Origin of the sequence: Methylobacterium indicum (assembly GCF_017347565.1) — a bacterium.
Lineage (GTDB): Bacteria > Pseudomonadota > Alphaproteobacteria > Rhizobiales > Beijerinckiaceae > Methylobacterium > Methylobacterium indicum.
Genome location: NZ_AP024148.1, coordinates 87,938 through 113,981, shown reverse-complemented (window position 1 = coordinate 113,981; position 26,044 = coordinate 87,938). Strand labels below are relative to the sequence as shown.

Annotated in this window: 29 protein-coding genes and 1 pseudogene; 9 read left to right on the top strand and 21 right to left on the bottom strand. The window is 66.1% G+C overall.

All coding sequences use genetic code 11. From position 1 onward, the window contains the following. Positions 1-41: 41 nt before the first annotated feature. From miv_RS33805 to miv_RS32485, 19 genes and pseudogenes are all read right to left on the bottom strand, one after another. Positions 42-170, bottom strand: a complete 129-nt coding sequence (locus miv_RS33805) for a hypothetical protein (protein WP_280529480.1) — start codon at positions 168-170, stop codon at positions 42-44. Positions 171-242: 72 nt separating this feature from the next. Beyond that, on the bottom strand, positions 243-467 hold the full coding sequence (locus tag miv_RS32570) for a hypothetical protein (protein WP_207184053.1): 225 nt from the start codon (positions 465-467) through the stop codon (positions 243-245). A gap of 267 nt (positions 468-734) precedes the next feature. Next, positions 735-926, bottom strand: a complete 192-nt coding sequence (locus miv_RS32565; protein ID WP_207184052.1) for a hypothetical protein — start codon at positions 924-926, stop codon at positions 735-737. A 69-nt stretch (positions 927-995) separates the two neighbouring features. After that, positions 996-2,144: pseudogene (locus miv_RS32560) on the bottom strand (IS110 family RNA-guided transposase); the annotation flags it as partial. 200 nt (positions 2,145-2,344) lie between these two features. Then, positions 2,345-2,632 (bottom strand): hypothetical protein, encoded by a 288-nt coding sequence (locus miv_RS32555; protein WP_207184050.1) that lies wholly within the window; start codon positions 2,630-2,632, stop codon positions 2,345-2,347. Positions 2,633-2,823: 191 nt separating this feature from the next. Beyond that, entirely contained in the window at positions 2,824-4,101 is a 1,278-nt protein-coding gene (gene repC / locus miv_RS32550; protein WP_244749145.1) for a plasmid replication protein RepC, read from the bottom strand. A gap of 394 nt (positions 4,102-4,495) precedes the next feature. Next, a complete protein-coding gene (locus miv_RS32545; protein WP_207184049.1) occupies positions 4,496-5,836 on the bottom strand; it encodes a hypothetical protein in 1,341 nt (446 codons plus the stop codon). A gap of 13 nt (positions 5,837-5,849) precedes the next feature. Continuing rightward, positions 5,850-8,123, bottom strand: coding sequence for a DotA/TraY family protein (locus tag miv_RS32540; protein WP_207184048.1), 2,274 nt, complete (start codon positions 8,121-8,123; stop codon positions 5,850-5,852). Between the two features lie 9 nt (positions 8,124-8,132). After that, on the bottom strand, positions 8,133-9,122 hold the full coding sequence (locus tag miv_RS32535; RefSeq protein ID WP_207184047.1) for a hypothetical protein: 990 nt from the start codon (positions 9,120-9,122) through the stop codon (positions 8,133-8,135). After that, positions 9,119-10,129: a hypothetical protein gene (locus miv_RS32530; RefSeq protein ID WP_207184046.1), complete on the bottom strand. Its 1,011-nt coding sequence runs from the start codon at positions 10,127-10,129 to the stop codon at positions 9,119-9,121. Before miv_RS32530 ends, miv_RS32535 begins: the two co-directional genes overlap by 4 nt. Continuing rightward, positions 10,126-10,890: a hypothetical protein gene (locus miv_RS32525; protein ID WP_207184045.1), complete on the bottom strand. Its 765-nt coding sequence runs from the start codon at positions 10,888-10,890 to the stop codon at positions 10,126-10,128. The genes miv_RS32530 and miv_RS32525 overlap by 4 nt, the downstream gene beginning before the upstream one ends. Further along, the gene (locus miv_RS32520; RefSeq protein ID WP_207184044.1) at positions 10,890-11,846 is read right to left on the bottom strand and encodes a M23 family metallopeptidase; all 957 of its coding nucleotides are present in this window, start codon (positions 11,844-11,846) and stop codon (positions 10,890-10,892) included. Before miv_RS32520 ends, miv_RS32525 begins: the two co-directional genes overlap by 1 nt. Further along, positions 11,843-12,274, bottom strand: a complete 432-nt coding sequence (locus tag miv_RS32515; protein WP_207184043.1) for a hypothetical protein — start codon at positions 12,272-12,274, stop codon at positions 11,843-11,845. The genes miv_RS32520 and miv_RS32515 overlap by 4 nt, the downstream gene beginning before the upstream one ends. Continuing rightward, entirely contained in the window at positions 12,271-12,915 is a 645-nt protein-coding gene (locus miv_RS32510) for a hypothetical protein (protein ID WP_244749144.1), read from the bottom strand. Before miv_RS32510 ends, miv_RS32515 begins: the two co-directional genes overlap by 4 nt. 14 nt (positions 12,916-12,929) lie before the next feature. Beyond that, positions 12,930-13,175, bottom strand: coding sequence for a hypothetical protein (locus miv_RS32505; protein WP_207184041.1), 246 nt, complete (start codon positions 13,173-13,175; stop codon positions 12,930-12,932). Then, the gene (locus miv_RS32500; protein ID WP_207184040.1) at positions 13,172-13,801 is read right to left on the bottom strand and encodes a YcbK family protein; all 630 of its coding nucleotides are present in this window, start codon (positions 13,799-13,801) and stop codon (positions 13,172-13,174) included. The genes miv_RS32505 and miv_RS32500 overlap by 4 nt, the downstream gene beginning before the upstream one ends. Continuing rightward, entirely contained in the window at positions 13,782-14,963 is a 1,182-nt protein-coding gene (locus miv_RS32495) for a type IV pilus twitching motility protein PilT (RefSeq protein WP_207184039.1), read from the bottom strand. Before miv_RS32495 ends, miv_RS32500 begins: the two co-directional genes overlap by 20 nt. Positions 14,964-14,967: 4 nt before the next feature. After that, positions 14,968-16,209: a type IV secretory system conjugative DNA transfer family protein gene (locus tag miv_RS32490; protein ID WP_207184038.1), complete on the bottom strand. Its 1,242-nt coding sequence runs from the start codon at positions 16,207-16,209 to the stop codon at positions 14,968-14,970. A gap of 1 nt (position 16,210) precedes the next feature. Beyond that, positions 16,211-16,552 (bottom strand): hypothetical protein, encoded by a 342-nt coding sequence (locus tag miv_RS32485; protein WP_207184115.1) that lies wholly within the window; start codon positions 16,550-16,552, stop codon positions 16,211-16,213. 33 nt (positions 16,553-16,585) lie between these two features. On the opposite strand from miv_RS32485, the gene miv_RS32480 reads away from it, so the two are divergent. Next, complete coding sequence (locus miv_RS32480; protein ID WP_244749143.1) at positions 16,586-16,972, top strand: hypothetical protein; 387 nt, start codon at positions 16,586-16,588, stop codon at positions 16,970-16,972. Positions 16,973-16,992: 20 nt separating this feature from the next. Here miv_RS32480 and miv_RS32475 read toward each other — a convergent pair whose 3' ends face one another. Next, entirely contained in the window at positions 16,993-17,562 is a 570-nt protein-coding gene (locus miv_RS32475) for a hypothetical protein (protein ID WP_244749142.1), read from the bottom strand. Continuing rightward, positions 17,562-17,873: a hypothetical protein gene (locus miv_RS32470; RefSeq protein ID WP_207184036.1), complete on the bottom strand. Its 312-nt coding sequence runs from the start codon at positions 17,871-17,873 to the stop codon at positions 17,562-17,564. The genes miv_RS32475 and miv_RS32470 overlap by 1 nt, the downstream gene beginning before the upstream one ends. Positions 17,874-18,507: 634 nt before the next feature. Here miv_RS32470 and miv_RS33630 point away from each other — a divergent pair. The 8 genes from miv_RS33630 (at position 18,508) to miv_RS32430 (ending at position 26,039) form a co-directional block, all read left to right on the top strand. Further along, positions 18,508-18,963: a thioredoxin domain-containing protein gene (locus miv_RS33630; RefSeq protein WP_244749141.1), complete on the top strand. Its 456-nt coding sequence runs from the start codon at positions 18,508-18,510 to the stop codon at positions 18,961-18,963. Between the two features lie 2 nt (positions 18,964-18,965). Continuing rightward, a complete protein-coding gene (locus miv_RS32460; protein WP_207184034.1) occupies positions 18,966-19,235 on the top strand; it encodes a hypothetical protein in 270 nt (89 codons plus the stop codon). Continuing rightward, positions 19,232-19,888, top strand: coding sequence for a DotI/IcmL family type IV secretion protein (locus miv_RS32455; protein ID WP_207184033.1), 657 nt, complete (start codon positions 19,232-19,234; stop codon positions 19,886-19,888). The genes miv_RS32460 and miv_RS32455 overlap by 4 nt, the downstream gene beginning before the upstream one ends. Continuing rightward, positions 19,885-21,009 carry a DotH/IcmK family type IV secretion protein gene (locus miv_RS32450; RefSeq protein WP_207184032.1) on the top strand — a complete coding sequence of 375 codons (1,125 nt, stop codon included), beginning with the start codon at positions 19,885-19,887 and terminating at the stop codon, positions 21,007-21,009. The genes miv_RS32455 and miv_RS32450 overlap by 4 nt, the downstream gene beginning before the upstream one ends. A 121-nt stretch (positions 21,010-21,130) precedes the next feature. Beyond that, entirely contained in the window at positions 21,131-22,315 is a 1,185-nt protein-coding gene (locus miv_RS32445) for a DotG/IcmE/VirB10 family type IV secretion system protein (protein WP_244749140.1), read from the top strand. Continuing rightward, positions 22,315-22,569 carry a hypothetical protein gene (locus miv_RS32440; protein ID WP_207184030.1) on the top strand — a complete coding sequence of 85 codons (255 nt, stop codon included), beginning with the start codon at positions 22,315-22,317 and terminating at the stop codon, positions 22,567-22,569. Before miv_RS32445 ends, miv_RS32440 begins: the two co-directional genes overlap by 1 nt. Before the next feature lie 12 nt (positions 22,570-22,581). Continuing rightward, a complete protein-coding gene (locus miv_RS32435; RefSeq protein ID WP_207184029.1) occupies positions 22,582-23,067 on the top strand; it encodes a hypothetical protein in 486 nt (161 codons plus the stop codon). Next, positions 23,064-26,039, top strand: a complete 2,976-nt coding sequence (locus miv_RS32430; RefSeq protein ID WP_207184028.1) for a hypothetical protein — start codon at positions 23,064-23,066, stop codon at positions 26,037-26,039. Before miv_RS32435 ends, miv_RS32430 begins: the two co-directional genes overlap by 4 nt. Positions 26,040-26,044: the final 5 nt, after the last annotated feature.

Genomic DNA, 26,044 nt, shown 5'->3' with positions numbered 1-26,044 from the left:
CGACAGGGCAGGGGAGGCGTCAGCCTCCTTTGGCTCGGGGACTACCCGACGAACTTGAGGTAGAAGTGCGTGAGGCCTAAGATCGCTGGCATCAGGCCGATCGCGCCAATCAGCCAGGTTTGTATCCTGACCTGGGCTTCGAGCTTGGCGTTTGCCTCTTTGATCTTCATCGCGCCGGGCTCCTCGGAGGTGCCGCCGTGTGACAGCAAAATGGGGGAGGTACAGGCCTCCCCCTACGGTGATCAGTGGCCGAACAGCTTGAGGTAGACCGGGGTAAGACCGATGATCGCGAGCATCAACGTCATCGCACCGAGTAGCCAGAGCACGGCGTTGAGCTTGGCCTCGAGGCCGGCGGTCGCTTCCTTCATCTTCGTCGCCATGTACGCCTCCAGTGCCTCGACCACCTTGGTTGCCGTATCGTCCTCCAATTTAAGCTCTTTGAGTGCCTTGAACAATGTGAGCTGCATGTGACCTCCGCCTCTGATCGAGGACGGGGTTGCAGCGCGGGCTCTGGCGCCGGCGGTCCGGGATCGCACAGCGACCGCGGCAGCGGGCGACGGGGGAGCCGATTTGCGGGAGCAAATTGGGGGGACCGTCGATCCTGGAGGGGCGGCGCGCACCCGCGCTACGGTTTCGGCCCGATCGTGAGACGGCAGGCGCAGATGTCGTAAGGGCAAGGCTCGGGTGCGGGGAAGGACGGTGCCAGGTCGGGGAGGGGAGGTGGATGCCTCGGGTCAGGGGGATTTGCCGAAGTCCCAGATGGCCACGCCGGGGGATTTGACCGGTGTCAGGCGCCAGCTACGAGTGACGCGGAAGCGGATGAAATCGGCGTTCACCTCGCTCACGTCCGTGGTCAGCGGCAGGAGGGCGCCGGTGTAGTCGCCTCGGAGGGTGCCGTGGGTCGGGTGGACGCCGAAGAGGCGCAAGGTATTCCATCCAAGCTCGGCAGCCTGGAGGCCCCACTCCTCGATCCACGCCGTGCAGCGGGGGTGCGTCTAAATAGAAACTGGCTCTACGGGCTTGAGTTCGCACGCAAATCCGAGGCGCTCGATCTGCCGAACGAGTGCCTTGGCGCGGATGGTGGGGGCAGCGTTGCGGCCGTGATCGGGCCCGGGATCGACGTAAGCCGTGCCGGTCTTGAGCATGTGGTAGATCGCCGTCAGCATGGAGGCGGCCACCGCGCAGATCGCCTTCTTGGGACCGCGCCGGCCGCGCAGGCGCTGGAATTGCGCCCTGAGATAGCTCGTCTTTTTGCGCACTCCCGCCCAGGCGGCCTGGACCAGCGCCGTCTTGAGCCAGGGTGCGCCTTTGCGTAGCCGCGTCGAGCGCCGCTTGCCCGCGCTCTCGTCGTTCCTCGGGCACAGCCCGGCCCAGGAGATCAGGTGGCCGGCGGTCGGGAAGCGGCTCATGTCAGGGCCGATCTCGGAGAGGATCACCTGCGCGGTGAGGTCACTGATGCCCGGGATCGTCACCAGCAGCTTCACCGCTTCCCGGAAAGGGCCGAGGTCGCGCTCCACCTGCGCGTCGATCTCCGCGATGGCCCGCCCCAAGCCGTCGTACTGGCGCAGATGCACGCCGAGCAGGAAGCGGTGATGATCGCCGATCCGGCCCGTCAGCGCGGCCCGGATCGCCTCGGGCGTGGCCTTCACCCGCGGGCTGACCAATGCCTGCAGCCCGGCTGGATCGCGCTCGCCCTTGGCCAGGGCATCGAGGACGGCGCGGCCGGACTGGCCCATGATGTCGGTGAGCACCGAGGCGAGCTTGAGGTTGGCTTCCTCGAGCGTCTTCTGGATGCGCTGGACGTGGCTGGCCTGCTCACGGACCAACTGCTTGCGGGTTCGCAGCAGATCGCGCATCGCCTGGGTCTGAGCCTCTGGCACGAAGCTGGCGCGGATCAGGCCGTGGGCGAGCAGGTCCGAGAGCCAGACCGCATCGGCGACATCGGTCTTGCGGCCGGGCACGTTCTTGACGTGGGCTGCGTTGGCCAGGATCAGGGTACGGCTGTCGGCGTCGAGCACCTGCCAGACCGGGCGCCAGTAGATGCCGGTCGCCTCCATGGCAACGTGGGTGCAGGCGTGCTCGTCGAGCCAGGCGGAGAGGTCGAGCAGGGCGGGCGTGGTGGTGGCAAACGTGCGCACCTCCTGCTCATACCAATCGATGCTTCTGAGACCGGGGCAGGGTGGTTGGTCTGGCGAGAGAGAGGCGAAGCCGCGGGACCAAGTCAGGACCGTTTCGAGGGATGACATCATAGGCGGGGTCTACCCCACTTTACGACCGCTTGCAGCTCCTTGTGGTAAGATGCACTAGCTTAGAAATAAAACGAACAGCCTTAGTCATGTCACGACTAAATTTTAAATAAAAACTTTAATGTTGGAATTGTAAACAATATCATGCCTATAACGAACATGTAAGCAATAGGCTTGCCAAGCAAAGCTCCTTCGATTTGTGCTTTTATTTCTATTTTATTGAAATTTTGATATTCCTCCCAATCCTTCGGCGCAAGAATTCCAAACTCATTGGAATTCTCAAACCTAAATTTTTCGTACGGAATTCCGTAATTTACATGATAATAATAAAAAATACCTCCAGCCGCCACCATCATACAAAGACCGATTAGCCAAGCAAGAAACATGACAGACTCTCTCTATCTTTGACCCATAACCACTGAGAAAAATTAGACACCCGACCCTACACTTTGTAACACAATGTCCGACATAATTGCAACAATCAATTTCTTATTTTTTTCACACGACATAAATTACCGTCGATCTGTTCAGCGTAGCTCGGGCGGCAGGCACAATATATTTTAACAAAGGCTCTGCTTCATCCTGTTACACGCTCGAAATTGATGCGCGATCGACGCAGGGCCTGAAGAACCGGCCCAAGCGAGTATTTTCCGTCGCGCTTACGCTCTGTCAGGGCTCGCAGATAGCCGCCGTGGCTCTTGATGCTCTCAGACCGCTCCAGCATCGCCGCGAGGGTGATCGCGGCAGCCTCGGGTCCCATGGCGTCCTGGGCGTCGCTCCAAGCCGCTGCGCTGATACCGAGCATCGGTCGGATTCTGTCGGCCGTCTCCATCAGGTCGTCCCATGATCGGATTCCAGAGCGCGCGAAGTCCTGCACCTGGGGGCAGGCATCAAGCACGCTGTGAAGCGGATAGGTCGACCGGACTGCAGTGTGAGCGGTCGCAGCGGGATCCCTGCGTGATCCTGGAATGCCTACTACCTTCTCCTTATCCCGGGATGCTTTTTCACAATCAGGCCTCTCAGTGGTTGAATTCTGTATGTGCCGCTCGAAATGAGCGGCACTGCCGCTCACTTTCTTGGATTCTTGTCGAAAGATCAGGGCCCTGCTTACAGCCAGGGCGAGGGCTTCGAGCGCCTCGCCAAGAGCTGCCACCTCGGCTGGCTCCGGCCGGCGGGGGTAACTCGCAACGAGGGCGCAGTAGCGCTCGCGCAGCTCGGCCGGGGTCGGCTCTCCGGGATCTCCGGTCCCGTCGGCGACGTCGAGCGCATCGAGCAGCTTGGCGCAGTCGCGACGCAGCAGGCTGACCGTCTCGCGGGCAAGGCTCTGGGCCAGTGCCTCGGCGCGAACGGTATCGGCGAGGGCGGCGATCTCGGACGCTCGCACGGCGAGCGGGGTGAGGTCGAAGCCGTAGGCGTGGGTGATCTGTCCTCCCTCGCCACGGCGTACGTAGCGCTTGCCGTTGGGACTGTCGCGGCGGATCACCAGGCCGGCCTCGACGAGGGCCGAGAGGTGCCGGCGTAGCGCTGCCTCGGAGAGGCCACGCGCCCGAGCGGCAAGGCTGCGGTTCGAGGGGAAGACCACCAAGTCAGGCGCGTCGTCTGTCGGAGCCAGCATCCTCTCGGGGAGGCAGGTCAGCAAGGCCTCGAGCACGACGAGGGTTGCGGACGACAAGCCGTAGCGTACCCGCGCGGTCGTGAGGTCGTGCAGGACGCGCCACTTCTCAGCCACAACACCGTCGGCCGGCCGGGAAGCATCGGCTTGGGCTGCGATCTGCGCAGCAGTCAGCGATCGCGAGCCGAACGGCGCGGTAATTCGCCCGGCCACCTCTCCGAGGCGGCCACTTGTCTGTTTCATTACGCCCGATCCCTCTCTGGTCGGGCCGCGACAGCTCGTGAGGTCACCCCATAGGGGCGATCTCCTCCAGGCAAAGCCTCTCCATCACAAGAAACAGCGTTTCTCGCTTGACGCCGGGGGGCGTTTCATGGCTTGTAGGAGTTGGTTTTTCGGGCTCCTACAGCCTTCTTGTGATGGTCACTCGGCCCTCATCTCCTTGCCGGGAGGTGGGGGCCGATGGCTTTTCAGGGGTGCTCTGCGGCGGCGGTGGACTCCTGGTGGCGACTCGCTGGCCGTATTGCCGGCCAAATGACATCTCCCGTCCGAAGCTGAACGTTGTCAACCCGATTCACGTCGAGAGTCTCGCTCAAGCGTATTTTCAACGTAGATTCTCCGTCGTCAGCGCTTTTACGCATTAGACGGCCGATATCGCTGGCAGCTCGACATGCAGAGCGAACGGCACATCCTTTAGAGATGAGATGACCTTCGCCTCTTGACCGGCGTCGGCGGCGCGCCCTTCCACACCCTGGATGCGGAGGGCGGCGGTCCTCCGGACGGCGCGGTGGATGTGGGCGGGTGGTCTGGCATGAAGGGAAAGGGTGCCGATCGCGTCAGCCTTTACGGCGGCGGCCCGGAAGCGCCGTGCGGAGGCCCCCGACAGGTCCACGGGATAGACGACGTGGACGAGGTTGTCGGCAGCGTGCCCCGGCCCCCCCTCAATGAGAGCTTCGATGCAGCGTGCGATAACGAGCGAGGCGGTGAGGAGAGAGGACGGTCGGATACAGACGATCCCCCGTGCTGAGATGGCGGAGCGCAGTTCGAACCCTTCGGTGAGCGAAACGCTCTTGAGGCCGGCGATCTCGGCGGCGTAGACCACAAGGGCCTCGCGGCCGAGATCGCGTTTATCCCTTGGGATCGCCTGGATCGGCTTGATCGCCTGGAGGAGAGCGGCGCCGTCGGCCGTGGCCATATCGGCCGCGCTTACGTTGTGCAGGTCGATCTCGTACTTGCCCTCGACCAGGCGTTCGAGCGCCACTTCATCGAGGAATGCCCCGTAGAGCTCAAGCGGGTTCTTACCGGAGCGCTGAGCGACCTGCTCGATGAAAGGCATCAGGGCTCGGTTCAGGGCGTCGGCCTCGGGACCCAGGCGCATATCGGCGATTGCCGCCGCCAGGGTAGATGCCGCGATCCGCAGGGGTGGCTGAGGCACGGCGGCGAGGTCGACGCCATAAACCTCGTTGTCTCGACCGAAGGGTCGTGCCACCTGGGCTATCGACTGGGTCAGCATCTCCTCATTCTTGATGGCGTCCGGGGCGTCGGGATCGGCCTCATCCTTCACCATGGGTTTGGGGATACCCTCGACGATGATGGCCCCCATCCGGTTGATGCAGGCCCCGAACACGAGGTTGTTGATCGCAAGGGCATGCCATTGCGGGACGTCGCCTTCGATCGTCACACCTTGAACAAGGTCCTCACGCCGCAGCCAGACCTGACCAGTGTGCGCCAGGCCGATAGGCCAAGTGGCCTCGCCGCGCCGGCGCGTGGTCTCGTCGCGGTAGCCGCGGCGCCCGAGGTGGTGCGGCACGCGCCCGGGCGCGCGCCAGGTGCGCCAGCCGTAGATGAAATGGCGCAGATAGCGATATCCGGCATAGGCCAGGATCGCTTCGGGCACGAACGGCGCAGCCATCAGCGAGCAGGACAGGGCAGCCGCGATCCCGAAATGCCACGCGATTTCCTTGGGGGAGTCATTGTTCATCGATCACACTCCCTCAACTTCCGGGCCGGCCGCGGATCATCGACAGCATGGTCCTGCCAGCGGCACGCGAGCCTGCCCGGGTACCAGAGACCAGAGCGCCGGCTGTTCTGGCCGCATTGCCGCCAGGGATCTGGTTGGGCGAGTTCGGCATGACAATGCTGGCCGCGGTGGTCGCGGCGCTGCTGCCGGTGCGCCGCTCGATCTGCGCCCCGATCCAGGAGAGCACGGTCTCGGGTAGGGCACTGATCTGGCCTGCCGACAGCACGACGATCGTGAACAGGATGACGGCGTAGACGAACAGTCCGGCGGTCCCGACCATCGCGTAGGCGATGGTGCCGTCGGGCGAGAGCATCGCCAGCGCTCCGCGGAAGAACACGTTGGTGATGTCGATGCCGACCCGCATCAGCAGGAGCGAAACGAGAAGCCCGACGACGATCAGGGGTGGGCGAAGCAGGATACCGAGGAAGAACATGTAGCCCTGGCCGCTGTTGCCAACGAAGGAGTCGGAGCGGGCCGGCATGAACTTGGTGAGGAGCCAGATCGGCACTGCGATCATCGCCTCGGCGACGACGAGGAACCAGTTGAAGGTGCCCATCAAGAAGTGGACGATGACGACAAATGGCACCAGGCCGACCAGCATGAAGGCCGCCGCAAACAGAATAGTCGCCAGCAAATAGAGCATACCAGAGGATTTTTCGAGGGCCTGCTGTCCAACCTGGGCCAATGGATGCTTGACAAACCCCAATCCAAACCCAACAAAATCAGACGCCACACCCATTCCCGTGGCGACGAGACCATAGTTCGCGATACTCTGGCCGATCTCCTGCACCTCGAGGATCGGATCCCTCCAGGTCGTGCTCTCCGGCCGGCTGATGACGCTGAGGACTCCCGAGTAGATCGCCGAGAGCGCCCGGGCGAACACATTCGGCGGGTCGGCCTGCGCCACCGGATCGTCGCTGGCGATGCGCGCGACGCTGCCGGTGCCTTGCGCGGCAATGAAGCCGCTGAAAGTTCCGACATAGTTGACGTTGCGCTGTGCTTCCTGGGCGAGCGGCCAGTACGCGCTTTGGCCGAGAGAGGGCATGTAGGTCGCGATGCTGGCCGGGGGCACAGCCGTCACCGAGGCGCTCGGCCCGGCCGATGCGGCGAGGAGCTTGGCCTGGACGAGGCTCATCGAGCGCTGCCACAACGCGGCCGAGAGCCAGCCGTTCTCGGTCGAGTTCGACAGGTAGTTGCGCAGGACTTGATCGAGTTGGGCGTTGTTGCCCTGGGTCAGGCTCTGGCTGACGCGGGTATAAGCCGCGTCGACCGCCTCCTTGATGCGGGTCTGGATCGCCTCCTCGTCGCGGCTGCCGGACATGATGGTGGTGGCGATCCCGCTCGCGGCACCGTCGAGGCTGCTGATCGCGGCCTGGAACGCGCGCTGGCTCTGCTGCTCGGCCAGCGCGATCAGGAGCGACGTCGTACTGGCGTCCTTCGTATCGGCGAGGTTGACGTTGACCTTCTGGTGTTCGTAGACGACCGAGCCGCACAGGTTGTTCGATTTACGAAAATAACCGTTCGCGTCGGCGAAATAATAAGTCGTTGTCTGCGTGCTCCACGATCCGAAGAAGCCGGTATCGGTTGCGGTGCGCGAGACGATCGAGGCCGCATTGTCGCGCCCCGACACGTTGTTGGCGTATTGCTGCAACGACTGAGCGCAGACGTGACCGTAGAGGCGCGCTTCGAGCACCTTGGCGAGCTTGCCGCGCAGGGCGAAATCGCCGAGCGCCTGGGTCGGCTGCGCGAGGGTGCCGTACATGCCGGTGAGCTGGGTGCTGGCGACGCGGGTCCAGAGGGTGTCGCCGAACCCCGATCCCCATACGGCGATCTGCACCACCAGGATCTGCACCAGCGACAGCCCGCTCTTGATCGGCAGGCTGAGGATCGCCCCGGTCATCACCCGCAGCATGGTGTACTTGGCGCTGGAATTCCGCCCGAAGGCCTGGCCGTCGTTCGCGGTGTCGGCGACGAGCGAGTAGAGCAGGTAACAAGCGAGGATCGTCGAGACGATCAAGCAGCCGACGTTGAAGTATCCGAGCGCCACCGTGAGCGGGCGATCGTCCGAGCAGGTCGCGGCGGTCCACACGCCGTCGACCACGCAGCCGAGGAGCTTGCGCAGGTTGATCAGCGCCAGGTCGTTCGTGACCGGGGTGAAGACCTCCTTGCTCGTCGTCTGGGCTTGGGCGGCGCCAGCGGCGGCGAGTGCGGCGAGGCTCGCGCCGACGGCGATGATCCTGCGGAGCACGGGAATCCCCTAGAGGTTGCCGCCGGCCTGGGTGGCCAGCATGGTGGCGAACACCGCCGAGGTCCGGGCCTGCTGCTCGATGAGCTGCTGGCGCAGCGCCAGCGACATTGAGCGCATCCGGGTGAGCTCGATCAGGAGCCCGTGCTCGGACTGGCCGGCGAGGCCGGCCGACCACGCCTCGAACTGTGGCCCGCCGCCGTACTGGCTGATGAGCGCGTCGAGCTGGGCGAGAGGCGAGCCGGCGGTGGTGCCGATCTGGTGGTCGTCGGTGGACGACATCGAGCGGACGGCGCTGAGCGAGACGAGTGCGGGCGAGCGCAGGGCCTCGACGCGGCGGGCGCGCAGCATCATCAGGTCGGCCTCGGCGCCGGGCATGTTGGCCGTCGGCTTGGGCATCGGCAGGCCGGCCATGGCCTCGATCACGGCCTTGCGGTCGTCGTCGCTGGCCGTGGGGTCGAAGAACACAGCGGAGTCGGTCTTGGTCGGATCACGTAAGCGGTCCCGGGCGGCCTGCTGGACCGGGGTGTTCTTGCCCGGCGCAACATCGAGGCTGCGGTAGGTCTCCCGGCCGGTCATGTCGACATTCCCCATGGCGCGGCTCGTCGAGTTCATCAGGTCGATCGAGCCGCAGGCGTTCACGCCCTGGCCGGTCTCGATCGAATACTGCTCGCGGGCGTCGACAAGGGCGCGGCGCTGCGCAACCTGGGACAGGGTCGAGGCGACGGCCTGCTGGGTGTTGCTGACGAGGTTGACCTCGCGCTCGCCGTTGGTCGCGGTCTGAGCGGTCTGCACCTTCATGGCCGAGAGCAGCAGCTCCAGGGTGATGCTGCGCTGCGCTGCGACGGCAGTACCCAGGGCGGTCACCCCGGTGGTCAGGGTGGTGGTGGCGCTGTTGTGGCCGGCGATCCAGATCGGATCGACGACGCCACAGAACTGCGCCGCGGCCGGCGAGGCGAGACTGGTGGCGAGGGCGGCGGCGAAGAGGATCTGCTTCATCATGGCGCCTGGTAGCTCGCTGGGGTGAGGGGGCCGCGGCTCGGGGCGGGCACGCTGTTCGTCAGGCGGGCGTTGACCATGGCCAGCAGCAGCGCCGCGGCCGTGGCCTCGGTCCGCATGCCGCGCTTGATCTGGTGGGCGAGCAGGGCGAGGTTCGCCGCCTCCATCCGCACCGCGTCCTGGATGATGCCGCGGTCGTGCTGGCCGGCGACGCCGGCCGCCCACGCGGCGCCACCATCGTTGCCCTGCCAGTGGCCGGACAGAGCGCGAGCCTTGGCGATCGGGCCGTCGGCCCTGTAGTCGGCGGCGATGTCGGCCAGCACCACGGCGGTCATCGAGCGGTAGGTGTCCCGCCCCGTCTTCTCCAGACGGTCCCGGTCGCTGGTGGCAGTGGCGGCGGTGTTGCGCGGCCGCTCGTCCGGCGGCCCGACGACCGTGTTGATGAATTTCGCCGCGGCCGCGGCGTCGCCGCTGTAGAGCGCCGCACCGTCGGGGGCGTCGCCGTTCTTCACGTCGGCGACCCAGTCCTTCGGGTCGGCGTAGCGGCCGGGCTGAGCGCGCACGGGTGTGACGATCTGCTGGCGGGCGGCGGTGGATCCCGTCATCGCCGTGTAGAGGGCCTGTGCCTTGGTGTTCGAGCCGCACGGGTCGTAGCCGACCGAGCCATAGCGGTGGGCGGCGAGGGCGACGGCCTGGCGCTGTTCCTGCGTGACGACGGTGGTGGCCAGCGCCTCGCTCGAGGCACGCAAGCCGTTCGAGACCTGATCCGACCCTGCCGCGGACTGCGCGGTGAGCACCTTGACGGCCGACAGGAGACGGGCGCGCTCGGCGAGCTCCTGCGTGATCAGGCCCGTCTCGGTGGTGGTGATGGCGCCGGTGATCGCAGTGGTGAGGGTCGAGGTCGCGACGTTCACGCGCCCCTCGACGCCTAAACAGGTCTGAGCCTGGGCCGGGGAGACGGCGCCGATCGCCGTGGCGGCGATGCCCGAGAGGAGGATGCGACGGATCACGGGCTGCCTCCCTGGCGGTTGTCGCCGCCCATGCCGCCGACGATGACGCCGACGAGGCTGGCGCGGGCGCCGCTCATGATCGCGCCCTGCCGGCGGGCCATGACGAGGTCGGCATCGTGCTCGGCCGTGGACGTGTTGGGCTTCACGGTGGGCAGGGGGGCGATGACGTCGAGGTAGTCGGCCGCGGTCATGACCTCCTCTGCGCCATAGTCGCGGTTGAGCAGCCAGGGGGATGCGTCGGAGTCGCCGGCGCCGAAGCCGCCGGGCTTGGCGTTGGTGCACCAGCCTGTCTCCTGCTCGGAGGGCGAGCAGTAGAAGGTCCGGCGTTGCTCGAGGCTCACGCCCATGCGCTCGGCTGCGTCACCGCCACTGGTCAACCAGCGCTGGTCTGCCTGACGGAAGGTCTGTCGTACCTTCTCGGCCGAGGCGTAGCTATCGCGCTCCTGCCCGATCGCCAGTGACACGTCGCATGCGGCGTAGCCTGTACCGGTGTCATAGCCGTACTGGTGCTGGACGCGGGCGAGGCGAAGGGCGTTGTCCTGGCTCACCAGGGCCGAGGCGGCGGCCTCGGCGGCGGCCTTGTGCCCGTTTGTGGTCTGCAGCGACGTAGCGCTCGACTGCGCGCCAGAGACCTTCAGTCCGCTCATCAGACGCTGAAGGGAAATCTCCCACTGCGGGAAGAGCCCTTGCGCCTGGGCGGGGAACGCCAACACGACGGCAAGGGCGGCGCTGGCCGGAAGGAGGGCGAGGCGATCCAACATCACGGCCGGGCCTCCGCGGGTCGAGCGTCGAGGGCATAGAGGGCGACGAGCTGGGCGAGGGCTGCATCCATCTGCGCATCGTAATCAAAGGTGTTGGCGGTCAGCTCGGTCGCGTTGATGCGGGCGAGCTCGATATAGAGGCTGCGGTTCGGCATGTTGGCGACCTTGACCGCGTGATCCTCCGACCCGGTGGCCTTCTCAGCCGCGGCTGAGATAGAGGCCTGCCGAGACTGGGTATCAGAGCGGGATACTGTCTCGGAGGCTGCCCCCTCGTTGGCCCCAGGCGAGCATGTCTTTGGCAGAGTCGTGTCCCGCGGCCCGCCTGCCATGTCCGGATACTTGGTGGAAATCGGGAGTTGCCGGGGCAGGAAGGGCTCGGGATTGACGTAGTACCAGGCTTGCGGAAGGGCCGACTTGATGGCGTCGGCGGTCATGGGGCTTGCCCCTTTGCCTGATCCCATCTTCCAGGCACGACCGTTCGTCCCCGTCGAGGCGAGTACGCTTCCCTTGAGAAGCGTACCGAGATGTAGGTGAGGAGCGCATTGCTTCATGCCTGCGCATCCCATCGTCCCCACCTGATCACCGGCCGAAATCGTTTTCGATACGACCTCGCCCTTCTTGAGCGTCAATGTGTTCATATGGAGATAGAGAAATCTTGTATCTCCAGAGGTTACGTCGGCTATAACCCCACCGCCGGTAAAGTTATAAAACGAAGCTGGGCCAGACGATCCGGAAAAAATCTTGGTTCCCGCGCCCTGACTATTTACAATATCCATACCCTGGTGATAGCCAGCCGAAGCGCCTGGCCAACCGGTCCGGTTGACGCCGTAAGGCGACGAGACCCGTTGTCCTGCCGGGTTCATGATGTCGACCGAGAGGCAGGTGCCAGCTATTGCTGGGTCGAGAGTCAGACCGAGCGCACCCAGAGCCAGGATAATTGCGCCTCTTCTGATCATCGGACATCTCCGATCCTAGACGGGCAAAGTTCATGCTCGACATTGTTAAATAGAATTTTGATTTTGCTTAAAATTTTGACGGAGAATTCTTCATCGTCGTCATTATCCGGACTTTCCTGCATGGCTTGAGGAATATTACGATCCCAATCGCATTTCGTTTTCACGTAGATATAGCCTTTTGGGCCCATCTTGATACGCAAAAACTTGCAACGAGCTTCACCCCGGATCCCCTCTTGATCGATACGCTGGATCAAACGATTGTTTTCAATCGTAAGCGGCGCGCTCTTGCATTCGGCTGCTTTGGCAGGCGGATATGTCCAGTCGCCCGCAGGCAGCGCCAGCTTGTCAGCGTGCGCCGCACCGATGGCCGGCACGGCCATGTAGCCAGTTAGGATCGCAATCGATAGCATTACAACACGGCTGCTCATCGCATGATCCCCTCGTAGCCGCTGCCGGTCGTGGTGCCGGATGACTGCGGAATTACAATCGTGCTGGACGTATTCGACTGCGATGTGTCGGTCTGCACCGCCGGTATCGAGGTCTGCGTCTGAGGCAGGTTGAGCGCCGAGCCGGTCCCCTCATTTGTGACATGCGTGTATTGCCCGAGATTAGCTATATTCGGCAACGTTATTGGTGAGATCGAACCATTGAGCTGTCGGAATAAATCACCTGAGATCGAACTTTGAAAGCTCCTCATTTGACTGTTAATACTTCCAATAGTATTCATAAGCTGCTGGTCCAGAATCTGGCAAACTTGGCGCTTGGCCTGGTCGAGCAACGATGTCACCGCTCTTATCGCCTCGCCCGTGACGGCACTCTGTATGTCCGGGATCAGGTTCGAGAGGTCGAACCGCTTGAGCAGGTCGCCGGCGATGCAGGAGTTCGGGCCGTTGAAGAAGCTCGACGGGTTGACCTTGGCGGCGTCGATCAGCGCGATCTGGCGCTGCACGGCCGCGTCCGCGGCCTGCCGCACCAGACAGTTGTTGCCGGTCGACTGGGCCCGGACCGGCGCCGGCACGGTCAGCGCGAGCCCGCCGGTGACGGCGGCGAGGAGAAGGGAGGCCCGCATCCGCGGGGTTCGAGCTAGAACGCCGGCCATTTTCCACCCTCTATAAATTTAGCCCACATATACTTCAGATACCGCATTGGGGTCATTTTGCGGTGATTGCAGTACACGAGAAAAGCCACATACAACGCCATGGCAATGAACGTGTATCGACTGAGACCCGTGGCCATCAGCAACGGCAAGAAAATCGTGATGCTTCCATGAATACCGAAGAACTCCATCGGCACGGCGGACCATCGCCAGGGCATATGTCCATCGCTCATGCGGGATCCTTCGGTTGGGTGATCGGGGTCCCGGGCGCCGGATGGCCGGCCGGCCGCGCCTTGCGCCCGCCGGCCCATGACCGCGCGGCGCCGACGTCGAGGTGGCAGAAGCTCGGATAGATCCCGACTCCGCCCCGGCCGCAGAGCGCGCCGGCGACTGCTACGGCGTCCGGACGATAGCCGACGGCCTTGATGTCGACGGCGCGGCCGGCGAGGTGGAGCGAGCTCCGGGCCGCGCCCTCGATGCCGGCGTTGTGCTTGGGGGTCCGGTATCCCGAGGTCACGATCAGCGGCACGGCCGATCCGTGGACGGCGCTCATCGCCCCCTGGACCGACGCCAGGAGGTCGAACAGGGGCGGGTCGATCCAGACCGCCGAGCTACCGTCGCCGACGTCGCGCAAGAGCCAGGACAGCAGCAGGAGGTCGCGCGTATTGTAGCCGTCCGGGGTCCGGACGATCGCGCTCACCTCCTCGCCGGTGCCCTGGCGCCGCAGCCACAGCCGCGTGGGCCCGGCCGCGACCGGCACGGCGGCGAGCGCCGCGGCGTAGGCCCCATCGAGGCCGGGCAGGGCGCCCGCGAGCGTGCCGGCGAGGCCAGCGAGGAGGCTACGCCGCGAGACGGGCATCGCGGTATCCGTAACGGTCGAGCACGCGGTTGGCGGTCCTGACGTCGATGAGGCCCCGATCGAGGGCATTTTTCACGGTGACCTTCATCGAGCGGCCGTCCTCGCCGCGCCCGATGATGGTGCGAAGCGTCTCGACCGCCTCGGCCATGCCGAAGCGGGCCACTTCGCGCCGGACCTGATCGGTGAGGACCTGCCATTCGCGCAGGCAGACCCGGCCGCCACCGACCTTCGGGACGAGGAGCTGCGACACCAGCATGTGGGTCGACGACAAAACGTCGTGGAAAGCCTGGACCTGGAGGTCGGCCGGGAATTTCAGGGTCAAGCGCCGCAGGACGTGGGCGACGTCGTTGGCGTGGGTGGTGGTGTAGATCGGGTGACCGGTCTGGGCTGCCTCGACGCTCGCCAGCACCGTGTCCATGTCGCGCAGCTCGCCCACCATGATGAGGCCGGGTTTGCGCCGAAGGCTGTTGCGCACGCCGGCAGCGAAGGATGGCAGGTGCAGCCCGATCTCGTGCTGCATGATCGTGCACGTCGACGACGGCACGGTCTCGAACACGAACTCGATCGGGGCCTCGTAGGTGAGGATGTTGCCGTGGATCGGCGTGTCCTCTTCGAGAATGCGGCGCATCAGGGCGGCGATCTTCGTCGTCTTGCCCGAGCCGGTCTCACCGGCGACGATGACGGCGCCCTGGGCCGGGGTCGACTCGGCGACGATCTCGGGCTCGACCCCGAGGGCGGCGACGGTGGGCGGCTCAGCGGGGATGTGGCGGCAGACGATCTGCACGCCGACGTCGCCCTCGTAGTAGCCGGCCGTCACGTTGATGCGGAAGCGGTGCTTGATGGGCTCGGCGTGGCGGTCGCCGCGATCCTGCTCGAGCACCGTGATCGCGCGATCGAAATCATGGCCCGAGTAGAGCTTCGACATGATCGAGTCGGTCGTGGTTAGCTCCGCGGAGATGCGCGCGAGCGTCGTCGGCTGGAGCCAGACCTGGGTCAGCGCGCAGAGGTGGCCGTGGACGGAGGCGAGCACCGGCCGTCCGGACTGGAAGATCACGTCACTCGCGCCGATCGAGACGGCGTGGACGAGGAGGCGCGTGACCTCCTCGCGGCCATGCACGGTGATCGGCTCGTCGGGGTAGTTGGTGGCTCCGGTCCAGCGCATCGCCCTACTCCGCCGCCGCGACCGCGGCGGCCGGGCCGGCCGCACCCACGAATTTCGGGGAGACGACGATCTTGAGGAGCCGCTGGTCGACCGCCGCCGATCGGCCGTCCTTACCGACCTTGAGGCCGGTGGCGCGCACCTTCACGAGCGGCAGGCTGACCGCGCCGGCGGCGGCGAGCTCGCCGTAGCGGCGCATGCCGGAGAAATCCCGGTCGAGGCGCGCGAGCCCGTCGTCGAAGGCGGCGCGGGCCTGGGCGATGCCGACCTCGAGCCCACCGGCGTAGCCCACCTCCCAGTTGTTCTTCTCGACCTCCCCCTTGGGCGGGGTCCAGGTGGTCTTCGCCTCGGGCGGGGGCGTGACGGTGAGGTAGTCGCGCCAGTTCGGCGGCTGCACGGTGACCCGTGCGTCGCGCACGATCTCGAACGAGCCGAGGGTGGTGACGAGCAGGGTGCGGGTCGGGGTCTGGCGCACGTCGCGCAGCTCCGACACCACCGGGGGCACGATGTCGGCCCCGATCATCACGGAGGGGAAGGGGTAGCGCGCGTCGAGGCGGGCCGAGATCCCGGGCGTGTCGAGGTAGTCGGCGATCCGCCGCGACTCGTCGCGGTAGCCGTCCTGGATGCCGGCCGAGCGCGCGGTGCGCTGGACGACCTTGTTCGGCCGGTTCGCATCGCCGAAGATCGCCGCCGAGTAGCGCGAAAAGTCGCTGTTCGAGGGGTGGGGCGGGGCCGGCGCCGGGGCGGAGTCGGCGACGTTGGGCGGAAACGGCTGCCCTTCCTGGCCGGGCAGGGAGCGCGGGCCGTTGGCGATGGCGTTGAGGGCATTGGCCTGGGCCGCGCCGCCGGGACCGTAATAGCCCGGGGGCGGATAGCCGCCGTAGCCCCCGCCGTAGCCCCCGCCGTAACCCGGAGCGCCGTAGCCGTAACCGGCCCCGTAGCCCGGCGCGCCGTAACTGACCCCGTAGCCCGGCGCGCCGTAACTGACCCCGTAGCCCGGCGCGCCGTAACCGGCCCCGTAGCCCGGTGCGCCGTAACCGGCCCCGTAGCCCGCGCCATAGCCCGGAGCACCGTAGCCCGCGCCATATCCGGGCACGCCATAGCCGGCGCCGTAGCCGTATCCGCCGGCTCCCGCGACGGGCGCACAAGCGGCCGGGTTCTGGGCGCAGTAGGTATTGGCGACCTGTGCCGCTGCCGGATAGGCCGCGGCGCAGAGAGCGGTGGAGAGGATCAAGCCCTTCAGACGCATGTCAGACCCCGTGCTCGCGAAGCCGGGCGTCGACATGGCCCGAAGTGCTGCTGCCCGTGCTGACACAGGCAGGCAACAAAACGGACATACCGATCAGAACAAGCGCCAGCTTGATAATGTACACAATACGATCGCGATCCATATCCGAGCCCCATAGATTTTTCTTGATATTGGCCTTGCCGGCCCAACGCCGAATGATCCACAAGCCAGATCCGATGCACACCTGCGATGGACTGGACGCATGGGGATCTTGACGTTTTTGGCGGGTCGCCTCGCGCGACGGGTCGGGCCGGAGCACAAAACCTTCGCGGCGATGAGCGGGACCGTGCTGGGTGGCACCCACGCGACCTGCCCGGCCTGCCGGCGGGGCCGTCTCATGAACGACCCCGAGTCGCCGGCCCTGCGCAGGTGCGACGATCCGGCCTGCGGGGCGACGTTCACGCTCGCCGAGATGGGCCGCACCTTCGCGCTCGAAGGCATCGACGCTCGCGACCTGGCGCGTGACGCGCGCCGGCAGGCCTGGTCCCTGTTCCTGGCGGCCGTGGTGATCGGCTGCCTGGCGGCGGCCTGGGCGGTCTACGCCCATTCCTGGCTCACGCTGCTCGGCGCGCTGCTCCTGTGCATCGTGGTCCTGGCGAGCGCGCTCGTGCAGCGCTACCGAGCCTGGCAGCTCGACCAGGGGCGGATGTTCGAGGACCGCGCTCCGATCGGCGCCTTCGTGGCGGCGGAGCTGCACGAGCTTCTCGGGCGAGAGCGGCAATGAGGAGGTGGGGAGGCGCATCGTCAGCTTCCCCCGATCATCGTGCAGACGTTCGACAGCGACACGTCCATCTTGATCGTGTTGCCGACGAGGCTCGCGACGTCGTTGACGAAGAAGGCCAGCGTGCCGCCCACGAGATAGAGGACGGCCGAGCCGGCGCCGCCGTGATGACCCGACGCGGCGTTGTAGAGCCGCATGCCGGCGATCAGCCAGGCGAGCGACCCGAGGCACATGAAGAAATAGGTGATCGCGAGCTTGATATCCTCGCAGGTCGAGCCTCGCGGCGTCGAACCATAGTTGAACATATTGAAGGTGAGATCGCCGCCGAGGACGAACGAGTTGGCGAACTTCCAGAGCAGGACCGGCGCAACGATCATCGCGGCGCCGAGCGCGATCTTGGCGACCGCGCCATCGAGGGTCGTAGGACGGTTCGAGAATTTGTACTCCCCGGCAGCGACGCCGTAGAGCCCGTAGAGGCCGATCGTGCCGTATACGATCCCGAGGAGCGCGATCAGCAGGAAGACGAGGTTGACGACGAGCGGGAACACCTCGCTCAACGAGGCGAGGACACTCCCGAGGTCCGGTACAGCCATCACTGACCCCTTTTCGAAGATCGGTCCTGGCGTTCGAGCCGCTCGACACGATCCTCCAATTCGTTGAAGCGCTCCCGCAGCTCCTCGTATCTGAGGTTCATGGGGTCAGCGTCGAGATTTGGCCGCCGATAGGGCCGCTTCTCCTCAGGACTCCCGTTATTATACTCGAATTTCGATCTGTTCTGCTTCTTCGACTCTGGGTTCTCTACGTCATCGGAAGCGGCTACCACCAGGCTTGGTATCAAGGCCACGAGTAAAGCCGCCAGGGTTGCATTCCTTAACGACACCCTAACGAAGCTTTTCTCGACCATTGTCCGCCACCCCTTCAAATCTCAACGGGACGCTTACCTGATCCCTACTGCGCCCACTAACGCAGGGTATGCGTGATAACATGCGACTGATTTTAGGAAATTGCGACGCATATCGATCGTTGACACACGAATGAGTGTGTCCTCGAAGCCATTACCCATACACATCAATCGCCTTCTGCTACGGCATCGAGAACCATTTATTGACACGTTGACCACAGGTTCGCAATAAGAGCGCCGTCACGAACGTCAATGACTCTGTTTGGGCGGTGCTTGCATGGAGAACGCAGTTAAACACGTCGCCTGGGCCGGATCTATGGTTGCCTGTGTCTATCTTGCAACCTCTAACAACTGGCAGCCCATCTCTCTCCAGATCGTCGCCGGGACCGCTAGTGGATCCGCGACAATCGCCGCCCCCAACAATTCTATTTCCGGAAAAAACGCCAATCCCGGCAATCCATTAGCAGGCGCTCAGCAACCCGCCCCACAGGTTGCGTTAGCGCCTGCCAACACACCCTTGGCGATTGCCTCGGCTCCCCTGCCGACGGCGGCACCGATCCTGCCGCAGCTGCAGGCGGGAAGCCTCAGCTATGCGACGATCGAAAATCCCGATCGCGCCCGGAAGGTCTCGGAGATCATGGCCAAGCTCGCGTCGGTCGTCGACGCGCCGGCGGGGACCCCGGAAGGTAAGATCGCCACCATCTTCTTCGATCCGCGCTGCCCGTACTGCCACAAGGCGTTCGACGCGCTGCATGGGCGGATCGCGGCGCGCTGGGTTCCAGTCGCGGTGCTCGGCGAGCCCGAGAACGGCAACCGCCTGGCCGCCGGCATCCTCACCGCCGCTGTTCCGGTCGCGGCGCTCAAGGCGACCTTCGAGGGCAAGGGTGGCATGTCGGGCGAGATCGGCGCCGAGACCGCGGCCAAGCTCGCCGAGAACTTCGAGGCGTTCGCCTCGATCTTCGCCGCGAGCCCGGCCCTGCGCCCGGGCGTGCCGACGATGTTCGTGCCCCGGCCCGACGGGCGCGTCGCGATCATGGTGGGCTACGAGCCCGGCGACGACGCCAAGATGCGCGCCGTCCTGGCCGGCAGCTGACGATGGGGCGGCGACCCTCCATCGGGGCGTTCAGCCTGCCCTCGCCCCGCGGGTGCCTGTCGCCGTCGGCGCTCGGCGACCGGATCGCGGGCTACGCGAGCGTCTCGTCGTTCCTGGCCGGGGCGGTCTTCGCCTCGCTGCTGGCGATGATGTGGCTCGCCTACCTGTCGATCAAGCGGGCCGAGGTGATTCCCTACGTCGCCGACGGCGGCGTGTTCGGCTGCGAGGTCAAGATCGTGGCGCCGCCGATCGCGGGAAGGCCGCACACATGAAGTCCGCCGATCAAATCTCCCGCGAGATCGATGCCGGCCGGATGATGCTGCGCAACCAGTGGTCCTGGATCCTGCTGCTGTCGCTGTTCCTGGTCATGTCGCTCGCGGTCAACGCATTGCTCTTCTACAATGCGTTCATCCGGTTTCCGGTCAAGCAGTTCATCTGGACCTCGGACGCGCAGGCCGTCTGCGAGGCGATCCCGCTTTCCGAGCCGAACATTTCCCAGGCGCGGCTGAAGGAGTTCGCGGTCTCGTCGGCCGTCGAGCTCAACTCCTACGACTACGCCAACTGGCGCCCGCTCATCAACAACGCGCTGTCCCAGTCGTTCACGCCTAAAGGGCGTGATCGTTACCGTGCCGCCCTTCAGGAGAGCGGCATCATCCAGAAGGTGGTGACGGGATATCAGACGGTCTCGGCCGTGACGACGGACCCTGCCAACATTTCGGAGGAAGGCAAGGCAGCCGGTCGTTACTACTGGCGCGTCGAGGTCCCGCTTCAGATCTTCTACCGCACGAACGTCGAGACCCGCGTCGAGCGGCGGCTTCTGACCATGACGATCGTGCGCGTCGACCCCTCTCCGATCAACCCGAACGGCATCGCGATCGACTCGGTGATCTCGACGCAGCAGCTGACCAATCAGGTGGGGCCATGACGCCCATGATGCGAGTGTGGGCCTCGGGCTTTGCCGCGGTCGCCGTCTGGGCGGGCGCCGCGGCAGCGCATGAAGTCGGCCAAGGGACGGATCCGGCTGCCGGATCCGGGGTGCGGCGGCCGGCCGGCGTCCCGCCGTTCGGCATTCCTGCCACCGGCGTCCCGCCGGCGGGAGCCGCCGCGGCTGTTCCCGTCGCGCAGCCGCCACCGCCTACCCCGCGCCCGCTGACCCCGGCCGAGCTCGACGAGCTGCGCCAGCGCATGCTCGGCAACACCGAGCGGGTGATCCTGAAGCCCGGCGAGATCCAGAACGTCCGCCGGTCGGTCCAGGACGCGCAGGGCGCCGGCAATTTTCCGGGCCGCGACGGACGGATGCCCCGTCCCGAGCCGCGACTGCTGAGCGTCACCCAGGAGATCAGCCGCTCCGCGCCGGAGACGCTGCATCTCGCCTACGGGGTCGTCTCGCCAATCACCTTCGTGGACGGCCAGGGCGCGCCCTGGCCGATCGCCTCCGTCGCCTACGATCCGCGCCTGTTCGCGCAGGACGGGACCGGCTGCGGCCAGGACACCGCGATGGGAGCGACGCAGGTCCCGGCGCCGGTGGGCGCCGACCGGCCGACCTCGATCAACCTGATGCCGTGCCGGTACGACACCTGGGGCAACATCCTGATCCGGCTCGAGGCCGTGCCCTATCCGATCCCGCTGATGATCCTGTCCGGGCAGAGCGAGACGGTGGACATCCCGGTCACGGTGCGGGTTGCCGGAACCTCGCCGCTCACGCCCGTCAAGGTGGTGACGGCAAGCGCTCCGGTCCGCAAGGGCGGCCCGCCCGCGCGCCCGCGGGGCGCAGCGAACCCGGTCGACACCTCGGCGCTGCTCCACCTGTTTGCCGCCGGCACGCCGCCCGCGGGCGCGCAGAAGCTCGTGGCGACCGGCGCGCAGGCATGGCTCTACCGCGAGCGGATGTACGTCCGGCTCCAGGGCACGCTGGTGAGCCCGCAGCCCGTCGCCTCGGCCGACGCCCCCGAGGGCTACCGGATCTATGAGTTCCTGCGCCCGGCCTCGCGCCTTGTCGCCGAGCGCGGCGACGGCGCCGAGACCGCCATCAGCGTCGATTTCTAAGGGGACACCAATGCTCTCAAGGAAAGCCCAAGCGGCGGTCGGAGGCTGCCTCCTGGTCGCCGGGCTCGGCTCGGCTGCATTCGTCCTGCGGGACGCCCCCGGCCCCGATCAGGGTGTGGGCATGGCGTCCGAGATCCGGGGCCAGACCCCGAACCCGCAGAACGACATGATGGCGCCGGTGGGCAAGGCCGAGGCCGACCGGCGCGCGGGCGTCAACCGCCAGGCGGCCGACGCGAAGGCCGAGAACGGCAAGCCCTACGTCGCGCCGACGGTGATCGGTGAGAAGCGGGGCGCCCAGATGGGCGAGATGCCCGACGAGACCCCAGTGCCGAAGCTGCCCGAGCCCGCCCCGCCGCCGCAGGTGATCGAGAAGATCGTCTACCAGGATCGGCCGGTCATCCACACCGTCTACCGGGACGTGCCGGTGCAGCCGACGGCCGATCCCGATCAGGTCGCGGCGATCAACGATCAGATCAAGGCGCTCCTCAAGCCCACCCCGGGCGGGTTCCTAGTTCGCTCGTTCGGCAAGGGCGAGCGGCCAAAGCCCCCCGAGCCGCGGGCGGCGGCGGCTGCCCCGCCGCTGCCGACCGGCCCGTTCGGACCGGGCGTCCGGCACGCGACCGTGGCGCGCGCCGGCGACGTCGCCTACGCGGTGCTCGACCGCGGGTTCAACTCCGACGATCCGGCGGCGCCGATCTTCGCGACCATCGTCGACCTCGACGAGCGTCAGCAACCCGGTCCGCTCAACGGCATCCGGCTGATGGGCCAGATCGTCTACACGCCGACGCAGGCCTCGATCCGGTTCTCGACCATGATCCTGCAGGACGGCCGCCAGGGGCCGATGCAGGCGATCGCGATCACGGTCGACCAGGCCCGGACCGGCGTCGCCGAGGATGTCGACAACCACGTCCTCGAGCGCTACGGCGGCCTCGTCATCGCCGGGCTGATCCAGGGCGTCGGCCAGGTCGGCCAGCAGCTCACCCAGCTCAACACCCAGACGGTGCTGGGCAACGGCTTCGCGGTCCAGTCCGGCCGCAACATCGACTACCTGACCGCCGGCATGGGCGCAGCGCTGCCCGTAGGGCAGGCAATGACGGCCGCGGCGGCGCGCTCGTTCAGCCGGCCGCCGACCCTGTCCTCATCGGTCAACTTCCCGATCGGCATCGTCTTCCTGCAGCCGGTCGTGGTGCCGCTCGATGCCGCCCGGGTCACGGTCGGGGCCGGCAACGGCTATGGGCCGGACCCGGCCTATGGCGCCGGCTACCGCCCCGAGACCCTGCCGATTTCCTACGCGAGGAAGCCGTGATGGGTGGCTCGAAGGGGCTGGCCGACGTCCTGCGCGGCCTGATCGAGCTCGTGCCGATCCTGGCCTGGCTCGTGACCGTACTGGCGGCGGTCGCCGGGATAGCCTTGGCCGGCTACGCGATGATCCAGGTCTACAAGGCCACCACGTCGGGCGAGGGTAGTGCGGGCAACTGGATCGTCGCCGCGGTCATCGGCAGTTCCATGACGATCGCGACAGTCGTCATCGCGAATATCTCGTTCTACTTCGCCGACTAGGAGGCCGCCGGCATGATCGAGGGGCTCCAGCGTCTCAACGACACCCTGACGGCCAACGCCGCGGAGTACCTGCTCGTCCACCCCGCGGTGAGCCAGGTTGCCATCGCCCTGACGCTCGCCACCGGGTGCTACGTAGTGTTCGCAGCGCCGGGATGGGCCAGACTCGTCACTTCCGATCTGGCCCTGCGCCGCATGCTGCGGATCGCCGGGAGGGGGGCGGGCGGCTGCCTCATCCTAACGGCCATGTTCTACGACAGTATCATCCGGGGATTGGACGGGGCACTTACTTTCCGGCCGCTGATGTACCTGTACTTTCCCGCCAGCATCATGCTGTCGGTCGCGGCGGTCGTTTTCGCCGGGGCCCAAATCTACTGCTCGCTCTATGTCAGGCCAGCGCCGCTCCTGCGCGCGGCGGTGCCGGCCGTGCTCGGGGCGTGGCTCTTCGCCTTGTCGATACCAGTCTTCCAGTTCGCCGTGATGCTGGGGCTCAACCGATGAGAACGGCGGACAAGTTCTGCGACCTCGCCGGGTTCGACCCGAAGCGCGAGGAGGCGGTGGTCTACGCTCATGACGGCTCGCAGCTCACCCTGATCGAGATCGACGGCGTCCTATCGATCGTCTCGGCCGACGACTACCTCGTCAACGTGGTCGAGCGCTTCGCCGGCGGGATCGCGCAGATCCTCAAGCGACCGGGCCACCAGCTTTCCATCTCCTACGAGTCCTCGCTCAACACCACCAAGGTCATCGACCCCTTCGCCGAGCGTCAGACCCGGCGTGCGCGCCAGAAGGGGCTGGCGGTCGATGTGCTCATCGAGGAGGGCAGATCGGTCCTGGAGGAGCGCGCGCGCTCAGAGACGATCCTGCTCGCCGCCTGGACCCGGCCGACGGCCGGCACGCCAGAGGAGGTCCGCAAGGAGCAACGCGAGAACCGCAAGGCCTGGCAGGAGCTGCCCCCGGCCCGCGATGCGCAGAACCCGTTCCTGCGGCTGGGCTCCCTCGACGGGGCGCACGCGGCGTTCGTTCGCCGGGTGATGGAGGCGCTCGGCGAGGCCCGTCTGCAGGGGCGCATCCTCAGCCCCGACGACCAGGGCCGTCGGCGCGACCTCGAGCAGATCCGGGCGGCCGTCCTCTACCACGAGACCCCAGACGGCTGGACGCCATACGGGCCGGGCACCCGGCGCTACCCGGGCGCCAAGGAGCGTCATGACGACGACGTCTCGGAGTTCTTCACGCCGACGGTCGCGCGCCAGATCATGACGTCGAATGCGCAGGCCTCGAGCAACATGCGCGCCCTCGAAATGGGTGGGCGCCGCTACGCGCTCGCCGTCATGCGGATGTTCCCCTCGACCATCCTGCCGTTCAATCGGCTGCTCGACTCGCTGCTCCAGAGCTCGTCGCGCTCTGCCGACATACCGTTCCGAGTCTGCTTCCACCTCGAGGCGCTGCGCGACGCCGATGTCGGCTTCAAGCTCAGGAAGGTGTTGGCGGGTCTTCTCACTTTCTCCTCTCCCAGCAACAAGAACCTTTTCCGCGCGCTACGCCAGCTCGAGGAGGTGATGGAGAAGGACGGCGAGGCGATCGTCAAGGGCCGGGTCATCGCGACGACTTGGACCGAGCCTGGCGAGGACCTGACCTTGCTGGAGCGGCGCCGCTCGGTCCTGATGAGTGCGATGATGACCTGGGGCGAAGCCCAGATGTCGGACGCGCCCTACAACCCGCTGCGGGCGCTGTGCGAGACCGTACCCGGGATGACGGTCCAGGCCGTGATTCCGCCCGGCTCGATCGCGCCGCTGGGTGACCTCGCTGCCCTGCTGCCGTTCCACCGCACCGCGCCGATCTTCAAGCAGGGCCAGAGCATGCTGGTCACGCCCGACGGCAAGCCGATGCTCTACGAGGCGCTGAGCCCCGAGCAGCTGTTCTGGCTGACGCTGATCTATGCCACGCCAGGCTCTGGCAAGTCGGTGCTGATGAACCGGCTCAACGTCGAGTTCACGGCGTTTTCCGCGGGCGCGGCGCTGCCGTTCCTCGCGGTGATCGATGTTGGTGTCAGCTCGTCGGGCTTCATCGAGCTGATCCGCAACGCGCTACCGTCCGACCGCCGGCACGAGGCGTACTACGTCCGACTCCTCAACACACCGGACTACGCGGTCAACTTCCTCGATCTGGGGCTCGGCCGGCGCATGCCGCTGGATCGCGAGAGAAACTTTGCCGAGAACTTCCTGATAACGCTCCTCAACGTGTCGAACCCGGAAGTGACGCTCCTGATCCCGCGCATGATCACGCGGGTCTTCCAGCTCAAGAGCGACCTCCAGTTCTCGTCCTCGCCGTCGATCTACCAGCCCAACGTCGACAAGGAGATCGACGATCTCATCACGAGGCACCGCATCCCCGTCTCCGACCGGTCGCGGTGGTGGAGCATCGTCGACGCCTTGGTCGAGCGCCGCCTCTACACGGCGGCGCAGCGCGCACAGCGCTATGCGATGCCGGTTCTGGAAGACCTCGCCCGTGTGCTCGCCGAGCCGGTCATGGTGCAGGACTTCCCCGCGGAGCTGGTCCGCCACGTCCAGCGCTCGCTGGAAAGCGCGATCGAGAAGTTCCCGATCTTCGCCCGCCCGACCCGGCTCGACCTCGGCGAGGCCCGGGTGGTGTCGATCGACCTCCAGGACGTAGCGCAGCGCCACAAGTCGCAGGAGGCCGAACGCAACAACGCGCTGTTCTTCATGATCGCGCGGCACGTCTACCTGTCGAAGATCTCCGGCTTTTCCGAGGAAATCACGAAGATGGATTTCCCGCCCGAGGATGCAATCCGGGCGGAATACGCCCGGTACTGGGAGGCGCGCTACCATGAGATCGCAGAGACGCCCAAGCGCCTGTGCATGGACGAGTATCACCTGACCGGTGGCGTCGAGACGATCGCCCGCCAGGTGAAATCGGACGCTCGTGAGGGCCGCAAGTGGGGCCTGGAGCTGATCCTGGTCTCGCAGCTCCTCGCCGATTTCGGCTCGCTCGCCGACATGGCCTCGACCGTGCTCGTGCTCAACGCAGACTCGAACGAGATCCGCGAGGAGGCGCGTGAGACCTTCGGGTTCGACCAGGCGGTGAAGAGCGCGCTCGAGCGCCAGGTTCACGGCCCGCAAGGGCGGCGGGGCGCCAACATCCTCGCGCGGATCAAGCTCCGCGAGGAGGAACGCTGGGTCGTCCTGAACAATTCGCTCGGTCCTCGGATGCTGTGGGCACTGACGACCCACCCGAAGGATCGTCCCGTCAGGGACGAACTGTACCGTCGAATGGCGGTCAACGATGCGCTGCGCATCCTGGCTGCGCGGTTTCCCGATGGCACCGCCATCGAGATGTGGGAGCGAGTAGCAGCTCTCACGCGGTTCGGTGATGACCGGGTCGCAAAAACGATCGTCGATCAAGTCCTGGGCGAAATCATGAGCGAAGCGAAGCCCCTGATCGGTCGATCCTGAACCAC